Below are 15,285 nucleotides of genomic sequence, written 5' to 3'. Positions count from 1 at the left end.
GCCGCGACCACTTACTCGAACCAATGGGCTCGGGCGGCCATGATCAGCTTACCGGCATGCTCTTCAGTCATGCCGTCGATCTCGAGCAGGTCGTCAATCGACTGCTCGGCCAGGTCTTCGCGAGTCGCCACACCCCGCAGGGCCAGCTCGACAGCCAGCTCCTTGGTCATGCCGTCCAGCTCCAGCAGGTCATCCGCCGGGTGGATATCCGCGAGCTTCTCTTCGTTGGCGATCGCCTTGGTCAGCAGACGGTCCTTGGCACGGGAGCGCAGCTCGTTGACGATCTCTTCATCAAAGCCCTCGATGCTGAGCATCTCTTCCATGGGCACGTAGGCAATTTCTTCCAGGGTGGTGAAGCCCTCCTCCACCAGCACTTCCGCCAGCTCGGCGTCGACACCCAGCTCGTCGACGAAGAGTTGCAGGATGTCGCCGGTTTCGGCCTGCTGCTTGGCCTGGATATCGGCTTCGGTCATCACGTTCAGGGTCCAGCCGGTCAGCTGGCTGGCCAGACGCACGTTCTGCCCGCTGCGACCGATGGCCTGGGCGAGGTTGTCCTCGGCCACGGCGATGTCCATGGTGTGGGTATCTTCGTCGACGATGATCGCCGCCACTTCCGCCGGGGACATGGCGTTGATGACGAACTGCGCCGGATTGTCGTCCCACAGCACGATGTCGACACGCTCGCCGCCCAGCTCACCGGACACCGCCTGCACGCGCGAGCCGCGCATGCCGATGCAGGCACCCTGCGGGTCGATGCGCTTGTCCTTGGAGCGCACGGCGATCTTGGCGCGCGAGCCCGGATCGCGGGCGGCGGCCATGATCTCGATCAGCCCTTCGGCGATCTCCGGCACCTCGATGCTGAACAGCTCGATGATCATTTCCGGCGCGGTACGCGACAGGATCAGCTGCGGGCCGCGGTTCTCGCTGCGGATTTCCTTGAGCAGGGCACGCAGGCGGGCACCGACGCGGAACGACTCGCGCGGAATGATGTGTTCGCGGGCCAGCAAGGCCTCGGCATTGTTGCCCAGATCGACGATGACGTTGTCGCGGGTAACCTTCTTCACCGTGCCGGAGATGATCTCGCCAATCCGTTCACGGTAGGCGTCGACCACCTGGGCGCGCTCGGCTTCGCGGACCTTCTGCACGATCACCTGCTTGGCGATCTGCGCGGCGATGCGGCCGAACTCGATGGACTCGATCTTTTCCTCGACGACGTCACCGACCTTGGCGTCTTCTTGCTTCTCGCGGGCCTCGGCCAGGGTCAGCTCGGCGGCCGGATTCTCCACGGCATCGTCGGCCACCACAGCCCAGCTGCGGAAGGTTTCGTAATTGCCGCTTTGACGATTGATCGATACACGTATCTCGACCTCGTCCTCGTAACGTTTTTTCGTGGCAGTGGCCAGAGCCAGTTCCAGCGCTTCGAAAATCACGCCGGCCGGTACGCCCTTTTCATTGGACACCGACTCTACTACCAGCAGTACTTCTTTGCTCATCGTACGCCTCGCCTTTCGCAATCCATTGGGATCCGCTGGATCCGCGCCTCAATCAAAACGGGGAATGATGTTGGCCTTGTCGATCGAGTCGATCGGCAGCAGGTACTCGTGCTCGTCCACCTGAACGACCACATCCTGCTCCTCGACGCCACGCAGCAAACCCTGGAAATTGCGTCGTCCCTCGTAGGGCGAGCGCAGCCTGATCTTCACCTGTTCCCCGGCATGGGCAGCGAACTGCTCCAGCGTGAACAGGGGGCGGTCCATCCCCGGAGAAGAAACTTCCAGGGTGTACTCGCCACTGACCGGATCCTCGACGTCAAGCACGCCACTGATCTGCCGACTGACTTTTTCACAGTCGTCGATCAGGATGCCGTCGGGATTGTCGATATAGACCCGCAGCAGCGAATGCCGCCCCTGGGAAATGAATTCGATGCCCCAGCACTGGTAGCCGAGGGCCTCGACTACCGGGGCCAGCAAGGCCTGCAACTGTTCTAGCTTGCTCGACACCTGATCGCCTCCGCATGCTGTACAAACAAAAAATGGGCGAAACGCCCATCCCGTAGGTGACCACTCTAAGAGTGGTACAAATCTTCCAACTAGCAAAAAGCCCCTTAAAAGGGGCCTTTTGATAAAACTGGTTGCGGGGGCAGGATTTGAACCTACGACCTTCGGGTTATGAGCCCGACGAGCTACCAGACTGCTCCACCCCGCGTCAAAGAGGATTAACTATACAGCGCCAAGCATCGCCAGTCAACCGAAGACCAGAAAACAACAAAGCCCGCATTCGCGGGCTTGTTGTATATGGTACCGAGGAGGGGACTCGAACCCCTACAGCCTATGGCCACTACCACCTCAAGGTAGCGTGTCTACCAATTCCACCACCTCGGCAAACTCTTTACTGCAAACCGCTGATTACCGCTTCTGCTGCTCTGCGCCTGCCGGTATATCCGAAGAGCCTGGCTTTTGCGCATCAAGCACCGGAACATCATCTGCAGCGGGCTTGCTTGGAACTTCTAGTACTGCCGGATCCGGCAAACCACCTTGAATAAGCATATCAGCTTTGTCTTTGGCAAAAAACCCCAAACCCAAGCTGGTAGCAAAAAAAACGGCAGCCAACACAGCAGTAAAACGACTCAGAAAGGTAGCAGAACCCTGGCTACCGAACACGGTACCCGAGGCACCCGCACCAAAGGAAGCGCCTGCATCAGCCCCCTTACCCTGCTGCAGCAGAACCAAGGCAACCAAGCCCAGCGCCGCCAGCAGATGCACCACAATCACAACTGTCTCGAGCATCTCTCAGCTTCCTGCGGCACGACAGATCGCACCGAACTCGTCCGCATTGAGGGAGGCTCCACCCACCAGCCCCCCGTCGATATCCGGCATGCCGAACAACTCGGCTGCACTGACGGCCTTGACGCTGCCGCCATAGAGAATTCTCACACCCGCCGCGATCTCGGCATTATCTGCCGCCAACTGCGCGCGGATCGCCGCGTGTACGTCCTGCGCCTGCTGCGGAGTCGCAGTCAGGCCGGTACCGATGGCCCATACCGGCTCATAGGCAATCACCGCACCCGCGAAAACACCGACACCCAACCCCTCGACTACAGCGCCCACTTGCTGCGCCACCACTTCAAGGGTTTGCCCCGCCTCGCGCTGCTCGAGAGTCTCCCCTACGCACAGCACCGGAATCAGACCACAGGACTGCGCCGCGGCAAACTTGCGAACGACTACCGCATCACTCTCGCCCAGCAGCAGCCGACGCTCGGAGTGCCCAACCAATACATAGCGGCAACCGGCATCAACCAACTGGGCAGCGGCAATTTCGCCAGTCAGCGCGCCCTGCACGGGGTCGACTGCGCAGTCTTGCGCACCGACAGCAATGGCCTTGCCTTCCAGCCCGGACTGAACCTGGGCAATGTACAGGCAAGGTGGCATCACCACCACATCGACACCGACTGGCAGGGTCAGCATGCGCAAATTCTTGATCAGCTCGGCGACGCTGGCACGCGTGCCATGCATCTTCCAGTTACCAGCGACCAGGGGGCGGCGCATGCTAAACCTCGTCGTCCAAAGTGGGCGCAGATGTTACTCAAGCACCGGCAAACTGGCAAGCGAAATCAAGCACATAGCTCTTTCACCAGCGCAGCCAGGGTTTCCGCGTGCGCGCGCACCACGGCTTCCTCATCACCCTCGACCATTACCCGCACCAGCGGCTCGGTACCCGACTTGCGCAGCAGCACACGACCGCGTCCGGCCATCTGCTCGGTCACCCGCGCACAAGCATCCTGCACCGCCGGGTGCGCCACCGGATCCTGACCGCCACCGAAACGCACGTTGATCAAGACCTGGGGGCACTTGTGCAGGCCGTGGCGCGCCTCAGCGAGGCTCTGCCCACGCCGGCGCAGGGCCAGCAGCACCTGCAGGGCGGCGATGATCGCATCGCCGGTGGTGACATGCTGCCTGCAGACGATATGGCCGGAGTTCTCGCCGCCCAGGACCCAGCCACGCTCGAGCATCTCAGCCATCACGTAGCGGTCGCCGACTTTCGCGCGCACCAGGGGAATGCCGCGCTCCTGCAGCGCCAGCTCGAGCCCCAGGTTGCTCATCAGGGTACCGACCACGCCACTGCCTTCCGGCAGGCGATCGCGCTCCTGGAGGTCGGTGGCGATGATGTACAGCAGCTCGTCGCCATCGACCACCGCGCCGGTGTGGTCGACCATCAGCACGCGGTCGCCGTCACCATCGAAGGCGATGCCCAGGTCGGCGCCCTGCTCGAGCACCGCCTTCTGCAGCTCGCCCACGTGCGTGGAGCCGACACCGGCGTTGATGTTCAGTCCGTCCGGCTGCGCGGCGATCACCGCCACCTCGGCGCCCAGTTCGCGGAACACGCTGGGCGCCACCTTGTAGGTGGCGCCATGGGCACAGTCGAGCACCAGCTTGAGCCCGGCGAAATCGGTGCTGGTCGGCACGCTGCTCTTGCAGAACTCGATATAGCGGCCCGCGGCATCATTCAGTCGCGAAGCCTTGCCCAGCTGCGCCGACTCGGCCACGACCATCGGCGCATCCAGCAGCTCCTCGATCATCGCCTCGATCTCGTCCGGCAGCTTGCTGCCCTTGCTGGAGAAGAACTTGATGCCGTTGTCATAGTGCGGATTGTGCGAGGCGCTGATGACGATACCGGCATCGGCGTGAAAGGTACGGGTCAGATAGGCCACCGCCGGCGTCGGCATCGGACCGAGCAGCATCACGTCGGCTCCGGCAGCGATCAGGCCAGCCTGCAGGGCGGACTCGAACATGTAGCCGGAAATCCGCGTGTCCTTGCCGATCAGCACCTTGCAGTGGCCCTGGCGACGGAACGCCATGCCCGCCGCCCAGCCCAGCTTGAGCATGAACTCCGGGGTGATCGGAAACTCGCCGACTCGTCCGCGGATGCCGTCGGTACCAAAATATTTTCTGCTCATTCCATCATCCTGCTGTCAATCCGCCCATTCCACGGCGGCAATCATGCGAACCACATCCACGGTTTCGGCCACATCGTGCACCCGCAGGATCTGCGCGCCCTTGGCCACCGCCAGCGCCGCCAGGGCCAGACTACCATACAGGCGCTCACCCACCGGCCTGTCCAGCACCTTGCCGATCATGCTCTTGCGCGACACGCCAACCAGCAGCGGCAAGCCGAACTCATGCAGTCGTTCCAGCTGCTGGAACAGGCGCAGATTGTGCTCCAGGGTCTTGGCAAAACCAAAGCCCGGATCCAGCACGATGCGCTCGCGGGCAATGCCCGCCTGCGCGCAGGCGGTCATGCGCTCGGCGAGGAAATCGTGCACTTCGGCGTAGATGTCCGGGTAGCGGGGATCGTCCTGCATGGTGGTCGGCTCGCCGCGCATGTGCATCAGGCACACCGGCAGGCCACTGTCCGCTACCGCCTGCAGGGCACCGGGACGCTGCAGGGCGCGCACGTCGTTGATCAGTCCGGCGCCGAGACGCGCCGACTCGCGCATCACCGCGGCGGTGGAGGTATCCACCGAGATGATCACGTCCAGCTCGCGGGCAATCGCCTCGACGGCCGGGGCGACCCGATCCAGCTCTTCCTGCGCGGAAACCGGCGGCGCACCGGGGCGGGTCGACTCGCCACCGACGTCGATCAGCGTGGCGCCGGCGCGCACCATCGCCTCGGCATGGCGCAGCGCGTCCTCCAGGTGATTGAAGGAGCCGCCATCGGAGAACGAGTCGGGGGTGACGTTGAGGATGCCCATCACCTGCGGGCGAGACAAATCGAGCAATCGGCTGCCACAGGGCAGCCGATCGCGAAAGGAACGCGTAGTCATCGGGAAATCAATGTTCTCCGGCCGGGCCGCCAAGCGGCTTGTCGACGCGCGGCTCGGCATCCTGCTGCGGCTTGGCACTGCTGCCCGAAGAACCGCTGCCGGAGTCGTTCCAGCCCTTGGGCTCGCGCGGCTCGCGGCCATCCATGATGTCGGCGACCTGCTCGGCGTCGATGGTCTCGAACTTCATCAGCGCCTGGGCCATGGCATGCAGCTTGTCGAGGTTGTCGCGCAGAGCCTGCTCGGCCTGCTCGTAGTTGCCGTCGATCACCGCCCGCACTTCGTCATCGATCAGCCGCGCGGTTTCCGCCGACACGCTGCTGCCGCGCCCGGACGAGCGACCGAGGAAGACCTCTTCCTCTTCATCGGCGTAGGACAGGAAGCCCAGCTTGTCGGACATGCCCCACTGGGTGACCATGGTCCGCGCGATGCGGGTGGCCTGGCCGATGTCGCCGGTGGCGCCGTTGGTGACCTTGTCGTGACCGAAGATGACTTCCTCGGCGATCCGCCCGCCGAAGATCATCTTCAGCTTGTTGTGCAGCCAGATGCGGCTGTAGCCGTGGTGATCGCGCTCCGGCAGCGAGATGGTCACGCCCAGCGCGCGACCGCGCGGGATGATGGTGACCTTGTGCACCGGGTCGGAAGGGAACAGACAGCCGAGGATGGCGTGACCGGACTCGTGGTAGGCGGTCATCAGCTTCTCGTCCTCGGTCATGACCATGGAGCGGCGCTCGGCGCCCATCATGATCTTGTCCTTGGCCAGCTCGAACTCCTTCATTTCGACGATGCGCTTGCCGTTGCGCGCGGCGAACAGCGAGGCCTCGTTGACCAAGTTAGCCAGATCGGCACCGGAGAAGCCGGGGGTGCCGCGGGCGATCACCGAAGGCTCGACGTCGTCGCCCAGCGGCACCTTGCGCATGTGCACCTTGAGAATCTGCTCGCGACCGCGCACGTCCGGCAGGCCGACCACCACCTGGCGGTCGAAGCGGCCCGGGCGCAGCAGCGCCGGGTCGAGCACGTCGGGGCGGTTGGTGGCGGCGATGACGATGATGCCGTCGTTCATCTCGAAGCCGTCCATCTCCACCAGCAGCTGGTTAAGGGTCTGCTCGCGCTCGTCATGCCCGCCGCCAAGGCCGGCGCCACGGTGACGACCAACGGCGTCGATCTCGTCGATGAAGATGATGCACGGCGCATGCTTCTTGGCCTGCTCGAACATGTCGCGCACACGCGAGGCGCCGACGCCGACGAACATCTCGACGAAGTCGGAGCCGGAAATAGTGAAGAACGGCACCTTGGCCTCGCCGGCGATGGCCTTGGCCAGCAGGGTCTTGCCGGTGCCGGGCGGACCGACCATCAGCACGCCGCGCGGGATGTGCCCGCCGAGGCGCTGGAACTTGCCCGGATCGCGCAGGAAGTCGACCAGTTCGCCGACCTCCTCCTTGGCCTCGTCGCAACCAGCGACGTCGGCCAGGGTGGTCTTCACCTGGTCCTCGGACAGCAGGCGCGCCTTGCTCTTGCCGAAGCTCATCGGCCCGCCGCGACCGCCGCCACCGCCCTGCATCTGGCGCATGAAGAACATGAACACGGCGATGATCACCAGGATCGGGAAGCTGGCCACCAGCAGCTGGCTCCAGATGCTCTGCTGCTCGGGCTGCTTGCCCTCGATCACCACCTTGCTCTCGATCAGGTCGCCGATCAGGCCGTTGTCCTGGATCGCCGGACGCACGGTACGGAAGGGTTCGCCGTCGACACGGCGGCCGGTGATGATGTAACCGTCGACGGTCACACGCTCGACCTTGCCGTCCTTGACCTCCTGGATGAACTCCGAATAGTTGAGCGACTGCGGCTCGTTCGGAGTGGAGAAGTTGTTCATCACCGTTACCAGCACGGCTGCGATGATCAGCCACAGGATCAGGTTCTTTGCCATGTCGTTCAATTGACTACCCTCTCTGACCAGCCCCGCCGCGGAAAACGCTTCACGCGGCGGCCGGTTCTTTGCCGGTCTAACTTACTACAGCAGCCCGATTGCTGGCAGATCGGGTTGTAACGTCATTTGACCCGGCACGCCGAGTCGGCTCCCTGCAGTCTAGGCGCCACGGAATCCGCGTGCGAGCAGATACTGCTCGCGCGAACGGTCGCGCGACGAACTCGGCTTGCGCATCTGCACCTTGTCGAACAGCTCGCGCACCTGCTTGTGGTAGGCATCGAAGCCTTCGCCCTGGAAGATCTTGATCAGGAAATCGCCGCCCGGACGCAGCACCCGGGTGGCCAGATCCAGCGCCAGCTCGCACAGGTACATGGCACGCGGCTGATCGGCCGAACGCACCCCACTCATGTTGGGGGCCATGTCGGAAATCACCAGGTCGACCGGATGGTCGCCGATCGCCGCGAGGATCTGCGCGAACACCGCATCGTCGGTGAAGTCGCCCTGGATGAAGGTGACATCGGGGATGCTGTCCATCGCCAGGATGTCCGAGGCGATCAGGCGCCCCTTGTCGCCGATCACCCGGCTGGTGACCTGCGACCAGCCACCCGGCGCCGCGCCGAGGTCGACCACCGTCATGCCGGGACGCAGAATGCGATCCTTCTCCTGGATCTCCAGCAGCTTGTAGCTGGCGCGCGAACGGTAGCCGTCCTTCTGCGCCATCTTCACGTAGGGATCGTCGAAATGCTCTTTCAGCCAACGCTGGCTGGTCTTGGAACGGGCCACGAAGTACCTCATCTGGGCGGCTAACGGACACTCGGGTACACTAGCCACCGCTTTTAACAGGATCAGACGCAGAGGTCGGATTATGCCGCTCAGCAACGAGCAGAAGAAACAGTACAAATCTATCGGCCACCATCTGAATCCGGTATTGATCGTGGCGGAAAACGGTCTGACCGAGGGCGTGCTTGGCGAACTGGAGCGCGCGCTCAACGATCACGAGCTGATCAAGATCAAGTTCGCTCTCACCGAGCGCGACGACCGCCGTGCCCTGATCGACGAGCTGTGCCGGCAGGCGCGCTGCGAGCTGGTGCAGGTGATCGGCAAGATGGCGCTGGTCTATCGCCGCGCCGCCCAGCAGAACCGCCACCTATCCAACATCGTCCGCCACTCGATCTGAGTCGCGGACACGGGCGATGCCAACGGCATCGCCCGTCCCACCTCACTGCTCGCCGGGCACCGGCTGCAGCACCAGCACCAGCCCGCAGGCTGCCACGGCCATGTAGCAGAACAGCGGCCAGCTGTTCCCCGCCAACCCCAGCCAGGGGCCGGCGAAGAATCCCGTCACCAGCAACAGCACCGCCAGCAGCAACTGACCGCGGAAGTCCGCCCACAGGCTGCGCAGACCGCGCTGCTGCAGCAGCACCAGCTTCTGCAGCAGCGCGCAGAAGCCAGCAAAGCCGAGCAGCAGCGGAATCAGGCTGGCGGAAATATCCTCGAGCAGCAATGGCGCCAGGCCGTAATGCTCCAGCGCCGGCAGCAGCACGAAGTACAGCAGCCACAGGCCGCCGACCCAGAAGGTCTGCGCCAGGCGCCAGCTGATGGCGCCGGCACGCAGCGGCGAGCGGGAGGGCTGCGCGTCAGAGATGGCGAACCTCGACAATCTCGTACTCGACCTTGCCGCTGGGGGTCACCACCACCACCACATCGCCCTCTTCCTTGCCCACCAGGGCGCGGGCGATCGGCGAGCCGACCGAGATCTTGGCGGCCTTGATGTCCGCCTCGTCCTCGCCGACGATCTGGTAGGTCACGCTTTCGTCGGTCTCGCAGTTGGCGATTTCCACCGTGGTGCCGAAGATCACCTTGCCGGTGTGCGGGATGGTCGTGACATCGATGATCACCGCGTGCTGCAGGCGACCCTCGATATCGCGAATCCGCGCCTCGACCATGCCCTGCTGCTCGCGGGCGGCGTGATACTCGGCGTTCTCCTTGAGGTCGCCCAGTTCACGCGCGGTACCGATGTCCTGGCTGAGCTTCGGCCGCACCACCTTGGTCAGGTGCGCCAGTTCTTCCTCCAGGGCGCGCGCGCCCTGGACCGTCATCGGGTATTTGGTCATGCCTTGATTCCTGCATGCAGGTCCTGCAGGCGACGCACGGTCTTCTCGGGACCGAACTTCAGCGCTTCACAGATCGCCTGACCACCGGCGATGGTGGTGGTGATGCAGATCTTGTGCTGCAGGGCGTTGCGACGGATCGAGAAGGAGTCGGCGATCGACTGACGGCCTTCGGTGGTGTTGATGATCAGGGTGACTTCGTCGTTCTTGATCATGTCGACCACGTGCGGACGACCTTCGGTCACCTTGTTCACCCGGCGTACCGGCAGGCCGGCGGCCTCGATCTCGCGGGCAGTGCCGGCGGTGGCGACCACTTCGAAACCGAGGGCCACCAGATCGCGGGCGACACCGGCGACGAACGGCTTGTCATCCTCGCGCACGCTGATGAACGCGCAGCCGCCGGTCGGCAGGATTTCGCTGGCGCCCAGTTGGGCCTTGGCGAAGGCTTCGGCGAAGCTGTCGCCGACACCCATCACCTCGCCGGTGGACTTCATTTCCGGGCCGAGGATCGGGTCGACGCCGGGGAACTTGGCGAACGGGAACACCGCTTCCTTGACGCTGAAGAACGGCGGGATGATTTCCTCGGTGAAACCGACTTCCGCGAGGGTCTTGCCGGCCATCACGCGCGCGGCGATCTTGGCCAGCGAAGTGCCGATGCACTTGGAGACGAACGGCACGGTACGCGAGGCGCGCGGGTTGACCTCGATGACGTAGATGTCCTCGCCCTGCACGGCCATCTGCACGTTCATCAGGCCGACCACGCCGAGCTCCAGGGCCATCTTCTTGACCTGGCTGCGGATCTCGTCCTGGATGTGCTTGGGCAGCGAGTACGGCGGCAGCGAGCAGGCCGAGTCGCCGGAATGCACGCCAGCCTGCTCGATGTGCTGCATGATCGCGCCGATCACCACGTTCTCGCCGTCGCACACCGCGTCGATGTCGACCTCGATGGCGCAGTTGAGGAAGTGGTCGAGCAGCACCGGACTGTCGTTGGACACCTTCACCGCTTCGCGCATGTAGCGCTTGAGCTCTTCCTCTTCGTAGACGATTTCCATCGCCCGGCCGCCCAGCACGTAGGACGGACGCACCACCAGCGGATAGCCGATGGCTTTGGACGCGGCCAGGGCCTCGTCTTCGCTGCGCGCGGTAGCGTTCTGCGGCTGGCGCAGGTTGAGGCGCTGCACCATCTGCTGGAAGCGCTCGCGGTCTTCGGCGCGGTCGATGGCGTCCGGGCTGGTGCCGATGATCGGCACGCCGGCTTCTTCCAGGGCGCGGCAGATCTTCAGCGGGGTCTGGCCGCCGTACTGCACGATCACGCCCTTGGGCTGCTCGACGCGGACGATTTCCAGCACGTCCTCCAGGGTCACCGGCTCGAAGTACAGACGGTCGGAGGTGTCGTAGTCGGTGGACACGGTTTCCGGGTTGCAGTTGACCATGATGGTCTCGTAGCCGTCTTCACGCATGGCGAGGGCGGCATGGACGCAGCAGTAGTCGAACTCGATGCCCTGGCCGATGCGGTTCGGGCCGCCACCGAGGACCATGATCTTGTCGCGGGTCGACGGATTGGCCTCGCACTCTTCCTCGTAGGTCGAGTACATGTAGGCGGTGTCGGTGGCGAACTCGGCGGCGCAGGTGTCGACGCGCTTGTACACCGGCAGCACTTTCAGCTTGTGGCGATGGCTGCGCAGGTTCTTCTCGGTGATGCCGAGCAGCTTGGCCAGGCGCGCATCGGAGAAGCCCTTGCGCTTCAGGCTCCACATCAGGTCGCGGTCGATGCTGGACAGGCCGAGGGTCTTGACCCGCTCCTCGTCCTTGATCAGGTCCTCGATCTGCACCAGGAACCAGTGGTCGATCTTGGTCAGTGCGTAGATGTCGTCGCAGCTCATGCCGGCACGGAAGGCGTCGGCCACGTACCAGATGCGATCGGCGCCCGGCACGGTCAGCTCGCGCTTGAGGGTGCTCTGCGCCTCGGAGCTGCTCAGGTCCAGCTTGGGATCGAAACCGGCCACGCCGACTTCCAGACCGCGCAGGGCCTTCTGTACCGACTCCTGGAAGGTGCGGCCGATGGCCATCACTTCGCCGACCGACTTCATCTGGGTGGTCAGGCGGGCGTCGGCCTTGGGGAACTTCTCGAAGGCGAAGCGCGGGATCTTGGTGACCACGTAGTCGATCGCCGGCTCGAAGGACGCCGGGGTGCGGCCGCCGGTGATGTCGTTGGACAGCTCGTCGAGGGTGTAGCCGACCGCCAGCTTGGCGGCGATCTTGGCGATCGGGAAGCCGGTGGCCTTGGAGGCCAGTGCCGAGGAACGCGACACGCGCGGGTTCATCTCGATCACCACCATGCGGCCATCGGCCGGGTTGATGCCGAACTGCACGTTGGAGCCGCCGGTTTCCACGCCGATCTCACGCAGCACCGCCAGCGAGGCGTTGCGCATGATCTGGTATTCCTTGTCGGTCAGGGTCTGTGCCGGAGCCACGGTGATCGAGTCGCCGGTGTGCACGCCCATCGGGTCGAAGTTCTCGATGGCGCAGACGATGATGCAGTTGTCCTTCTTGTCGCGGACCACCTCCATCTCGTATTCCTTCCAGCCGATCAGCGACTCGTCGATCAGCAGCTCGCTGGTCGGCGACAGGTCGAGACCGCGGGTGCAGATTTCCTCGAACTCTTCACGGTTGTAGGCGATGCCGCCACCGGTGCCGCCCATGGTGAAGGACGGACGGATGATGCACGGGAAGCCGACCTTGTCGAGCACACCGTAGGCTTCGTCCATGTTGTGGGCGATGCCGGAGCGCGGGCAGGCCAGGCCGATGTCGCGCATGGCCTTGTCGAAGCGCGAACGGTCCTCGGCCTTGTCGATGGTGTCGGCGTTGGCGCCGATCATCTCGACGCCGAACTTGGCCAGCACGCCGTGCTTTTCCAGGTCCAGCGCGCAGTTCAGCGCGGTCTGGCCGCCCATGGTCGGCAGCAGGGCGTCGGGACGCTCCTTCTCGATGATCTTGGCCACGGTCTGCCACTTGATCGGCTCGATGTAGGTGGCGTCGGCCATGGCCGGGTCGGTCATGATGGTGGCCGGGTTGGAGTTCACCAGGATGACGCGGAAGCCTTCCTCGCGCAGGGCCTTGCAGGCCTGGGCGCCGGAGTAGTCGAACTCGCAGGCCTGGCCGATGACGATGGGGCCGGCGCCGAGGATCAGGATACTTTTAATGTCTGTACGTTTTGGCATGGTCTCTCACACGAATCCGTTGATCTGTCGGCAAACTCAGCGACGCTTGGCCATTTCGGCGATGAAGCGGTCGAACAGCGGGGCCACGTCGTGCGGGCCCGGGCTGGCTTCCGGGTGGCCCTGGAAGCTGAAGGCGACCTTGTCGGTGCGCTCGATGCCCTGCAGAGTGCCGTCGAACAGCGATTTGTGGGTGGCGCGCAGGTTGCCCGGCAGGCTGGTCTCGTCGGCGCAGAAGCCGTGGTTCTGGCTGGTGATCATCACCACGCCGGTGTCGAGGTCCTGTACCGGGTGGTTGGCACCGTGGTGGCCATGACCCATCTTCATGGTCTTGGCGCCGGAGGCCAGGGCCAGCAGCTGGTGGCCGAGGCAGATGCCGAACACCGGAATCTCGGTCTCCAGCACGTCCTTGATCGCCTGGATGGCGTAGTCGCACGGCTCGGGATCGCCCGGGCCGTTGGACAGGAACACGCCGTCCGGCTTCAGCGCCAGCACGGTGCTGGCCGGGGTCTGCGCCGGCACCACGGTCACCCGGCAGCCGCGCGCCACCAGCATGCGCAGGATGTTCAGCTTGACGCCGAAGTCGTAGGCCACCACGTGGTAGGGCTGCTCGCCGGCCGGGATGTCGGCATGGCTGTCGGTCTCCAGGCTCCACACGCTGGAGTTCCACTCGTAGGGCTCACTGCAGCTGACCACCTTGGCCAGGTCCATGCCCTTGAGGCCGGGGAAGCTGCGCGCCAGCTCCAGGGCCTTCTCCTCAGTGGCGTCGGCGCCAGCGAGGATGCAGCCGTTCTGCGAGCCCTTTTCGCGCAGGATGCGAGTCAGGCGACGGGTGTCGATACCGGCGATGGCGACGGTGCCGTGCTCCTTCAGGTAGTCCGGCAGCGACTGCTTGTTGCGCCAGCTGCTGGCCAGCAGCGGCAGGTCGCGAATGATCAGGCCGGCGGCCCAGACCTTGTTCGACTCGGCGTCTTCCGGCGTGGTGCCGGTGTTGCCGATGTGCGGATAGGTCAGGGTGACGATCTGCTGGCAGTAGGAAGGATCGGTGAGAATTTCCTGATAGCCGGTCATTGCGGTATTGAATACCACCTCGCCGACGCTCTGCCCGTCGGCACCGATGGCTTCACCGCGGAAAATGCTGCCGTCGGCAAGCGCGAGTATGGCTGGCTTAGTCAAGAAGACCTCCCGTAAATAGAACCGTTTCATGCAAATTCAGGCTGCAAAAAAGCGGAATGACGTGAGAACCACATCACCCCGCTTTTTTCCATGTTGTCTGCATGCTCGTAGTGGACGCACTAAAGCGGAATTTTAGAGCAAAAATCGTCCAGCGGAAAGGTCTACCGCCCGCCGACGGCAGCGAGCGCACTCTTCGCGTGCAGCCGGCGACCTTTCCGGCCTGCGCATTTCAGCGCAGCTCCAGCACATCCTGCATGTCGTAGAGCGCCGGTGCACGACCGGCCAGCCACAAGGCCGAACGCACCGCACCCTTGGCGAAGGTCATCCGACTGGAAGCCTTGTGGGTGATTTCCACCCGCTCGCCGTCGGCGGCGAACAGTACGGTATGGTCACCGACCACATCGCCGGCGCGCACGGTGGCGAAACCGATGGTTTCGCGGGCACGGGCCCCGGTCTGGCCTTCGCGACCGTAGACCGCCACCTTGTGCAGGTCGCGCCCCAGGGCGTTGGCGACCACTTCGCCCATGCGCAGGGCGGTACCGGACGGCGCATCGACCTTGTGCCGATGGTGCGCCTCGATGATCTCGATGTCGACGTCGTCGCCCAGCACCCGCGCTGCGGTATCCAGCAGCTTGAGGCACAGGTTGACGCCGACGCTGAAGTTGGCGGCAAAGACGATCGGGATCTCCCGCGCAGCCGCGGCCAGCTGCTGCTTCTCCTCGACCGTGAAGCCCGTGGTGCCGATGACCATGGCCTTGCCCGCCCGGCGGCAGATCTCGAGGTTGTTCAGGGTCACGCTCGGGTGGGTGAAGTCGATCAGCACGTCGAACTGGTCGAGCACCGCGTCCAGCTCCCCCGCCATGACCACGCCGACACGCCCAAGGCCGGCCAGTTCGCCGGCATCGGCACCCAGCAGGGTACTGTCGGGACGGTCCACCGCCGCACTCAGCACCGCACCCGGCGCCTGCAGCACCGCCTCGATCAGGGTCTTGCCCATGCGCCCGGCGGCGCCCATCACTGCAATACGTCGCATAA

Annotated in this window: 14 protein-coding genes and 2 tRNA genes; 1 reads left to right on the top strand and 15 read right to left on the bottom strand. The window is 64.3% G+C overall.

What is annotated here, in order from left to right; genetic code table 11:
- Positions 1-11 precede the first annotated feature (11 nt).
- The 10 genes from nusA to rlmE all read right to left on the bottom strand — a co-directional run bounded on the left by nusA (position 12) and on the right by rlmE (position 8,528).
- Positions 12-1,493: a transcription termination factor NusA gene (gene nusA, locus KRX52_RS19420; protein WP_217683369.1), complete on the bottom strand. Its 1,482-nt coding sequence runs from the start codon at positions 1,491-1,493 to the stop codon at positions 12-14.
- 48 nt (positions 1,494-1,541) lie between these two features.
- Positions 1,542-2,000: a ribosome maturation factor RimP gene (rimP, locus tag KRX52_RS19415; protein ID WP_217683368.1), complete on the bottom strand. Its 459-nt coding sequence runs from the start codon at positions 1,998-2,000 to the stop codon at positions 1,542-1,544.
- 128 nt (positions 2,001-2,128) lie between these two features.
- Positions 2,129-2,205 (bottom strand) — tRNA-Met (locus KRX52_RS19410).
- A gap of 90 nt (positions 2,206-2,295) precedes the next feature.
- Positions 2,296-2,381 (bottom strand) — tRNA-Leu (locus tag KRX52_RS19405).
- A 24-nt stretch (positions 2,382-2,405) separates the two neighbouring features.
- Positions 2,406-2,786, bottom strand: coding sequence for a preprotein translocase subunit SecG (secG, locus tag KRX52_RS19400; protein WP_217683367.1), 381 nt, complete (start codon positions 2,784-2,786; stop codon positions 2,406-2,408).
- Positions 2,787-2,789: 3 nt separating this feature from the next.
- Positions 2,790-3,545, bottom strand: a complete 756-nt coding sequence (gene tpiA / locus KRX52_RS19395) for a triose-phosphate isomerase (RefSeq protein WP_217683366.1) — start codon at positions 3,543-3,545, stop codon at positions 2,790-2,792.
- 65 nt (positions 3,546-3,610) lie between these two features.
- The gene (gene glmM, locus KRX52_RS19390; protein WP_217683365.1) at positions 3,611-4,954 is read right to left on the bottom strand and encodes a phosphoglucosamine mutase; all 1,344 of its coding nucleotides are present in this window, start codon (positions 4,952-4,954) and stop codon (positions 3,611-3,613) included.
- Between the two features lie 15 nt (positions 4,955-4,969).
- Positions 4,970-5,821 (bottom strand): dihydropteroate synthase, encoded by an 852-nt coding sequence (gene folP, locus KRX52_RS19385; protein ID WP_217683364.1) that lies wholly within the window; start codon positions 5,819-5,821, stop codon positions 4,970-4,972.
- 7 nt (positions 5,822-5,828) lie between these two features.
- Positions 5,829-7,745 carry an ATP-dependent zinc metalloprotease FtsH gene (gene ftsH / locus KRX52_RS19380; protein ID WP_217683414.1) on the bottom strand — a complete coding sequence of 639 codons (1,917 nt, stop codon included), beginning with the start codon at positions 7,743-7,745 and terminating at the stop codon, positions 5,829-5,831.
- A gap of 159 nt (positions 7,746-7,904) precedes the next feature.
- On the bottom strand, positions 7,905-8,528 hold the full coding sequence (gene rlmE / locus KRX52_RS19375) for a 23S rRNA (uridine(2552)-2'-O)-methyltransferase RlmE (RefSeq protein WP_217683363.1): 624 nt from the start codon (positions 8,526-8,528) through the stop codon (positions 7,905-7,907).
- An 82-nt stretch (positions 8,529-8,610) separates the two neighbouring features.
- On the opposite strand from rlmE, the gene KRX52_RS19370 reads away from it, so the two are divergent.
- Complete coding sequence (locus KRX52_RS19370) at positions 8,611-8,922, top strand: YhbY family RNA-binding protein (protein WP_217683362.1); 312 nt, start codon at positions 8,611-8,613, stop codon at positions 8,920-8,922.
- A 42-nt stretch (positions 8,923-8,964) separates the two neighbouring features.
- Here KRX52_RS19370 and KRX52_RS19365 read toward each other — a convergent pair whose 3' ends face one another.
- From KRX52_RS19365 to dapB, 5 genes are all read right to left on the bottom strand, one after another.
- Complete coding sequence (locus KRX52_RS19365) at positions 8,965-9,360, bottom strand: DUF4149 domain-containing protein (protein ID WP_217683413.1); 396 nt, start codon at positions 9,358-9,360, stop codon at positions 8,965-8,967.
- A 22-nt stretch (positions 9,361-9,382) separates the two neighbouring features.
- Positions 9,383-9,859 carry a transcription elongation factor GreA gene (gene greA / locus KRX52_RS19360; RefSeq protein WP_217683361.1) on the bottom strand — a complete coding sequence of 159 codons (477 nt, stop codon included), beginning with the start codon at positions 9,857-9,859 and terminating at the stop codon, positions 9,383-9,385.
- Positions 9,856-13,077, bottom strand: coding sequence for a carbamoyl-phosphate synthase large subunit (gene carB, locus KRX52_RS19355; protein ID WP_217683360.1), 3,222 nt, complete (start codon positions 13,075-13,077; stop codon positions 9,856-9,858). Before carB ends, greA begins: the two co-directional genes overlap by 4 nt.
- Before the next feature lie 36 nt (positions 13,078-13,113).
- Positions 13,114-14,250, bottom strand: coding sequence for a glutamine-hydrolyzing carbamoyl-phosphate synthase small subunit (carA, locus tag KRX52_RS19350; protein ID WP_217683359.1), 1,137 nt, complete (start codon positions 14,248-14,250; stop codon positions 13,114-13,116).
- 229 nt (positions 14,251-14,479) lie between these two features.
- A complete protein-coding gene (gene dapB / locus KRX52_RS19345) occupies positions 14,480-15,283 on the bottom strand; it encodes a 4-hydroxy-tetrahydrodipicolinate reductase (protein ID WP_217683358.1) in 804 nt (267 codons plus the stop codon).
- Positions 15,284-15,285 lie beyond the last annotated feature (2 nt).

It is taken from the genome of Geopseudomonas aromaticivorans (genome assembly GCF_019097855.1).
Lineage (GTDB): Bacteria > Pseudomonadota > Gammaproteobacteria > Pseudomonadales > Pseudomonadaceae > Geopseudomonas > Geopseudomonas aromaticivorans.
This window is presented reverse-complemented; position numbering and strand designations above follow the sequence as displayed.

Coding starts and splice junctions, on each gene's coding strand:
- nusA (WP_217683369.1), bottom strand. CDS start 1,493: ATGAGCAAAGAAGTACTGCTGGTAGTAGAGTCGGTGTCCAATGAAAAG.
- secG (WP_217683367.1), bottom strand. CDS start 2,786: ATGCTCGAGACAGTTGTGATTGTGGTGCATCTGCTGGCGGCGCTGGGC.
- tpiA (WP_217683366.1), bottom strand. CDS start 3,545: ATGCGCCGCCCCCTGGTCGCTGGTAACTGGAAGATGCATGGCACGCGT.
- glmM (WP_217683365.1), bottom strand. CDS start 4,954: ATGAGCAGAAAATATTTTGGTACCGACGGCATCCGCGGACGAGTCGGC.
- folP (WP_217683364.1), bottom strand. CDS start 5,821: ATGACTACGCGTTCCTTTCGCGATCGGCTGCCCTGTGGCAGCCGATTG.
- ftsH (WP_217683414.1), bottom strand. CDS start 7,745: ATGGCAAAGAACCTGATCCTGTGGCTGATCATCGCAGCCGTGCTGGTA.
- KRX52_RS19370 (WP_217683362.1), top strand. CDS start 8,611: ATGCCGCTCAGCAACGAGCAGAAGAAACAGTACAAATCTATCGGCCAC.
- greA (WP_217683361.1), bottom strand. CDS start 9,859: ATGACCAAATACCCGATGACGGTCCAGGGCGCGCGCGCCCTGGAGGAA.
- carB (WP_217683360.1), bottom strand. CDS start 13,077: ATGCCAAAACGTACAGACATTAAAAGTATCCTGATCCTCGGCGCCGGC.
- dapB (WP_217683358.1), bottom strand. CDS start 15,283: ATGCGACGTATTGCAGTGATGGGCGCCGCCGGGCGCATGGGCAAGACC.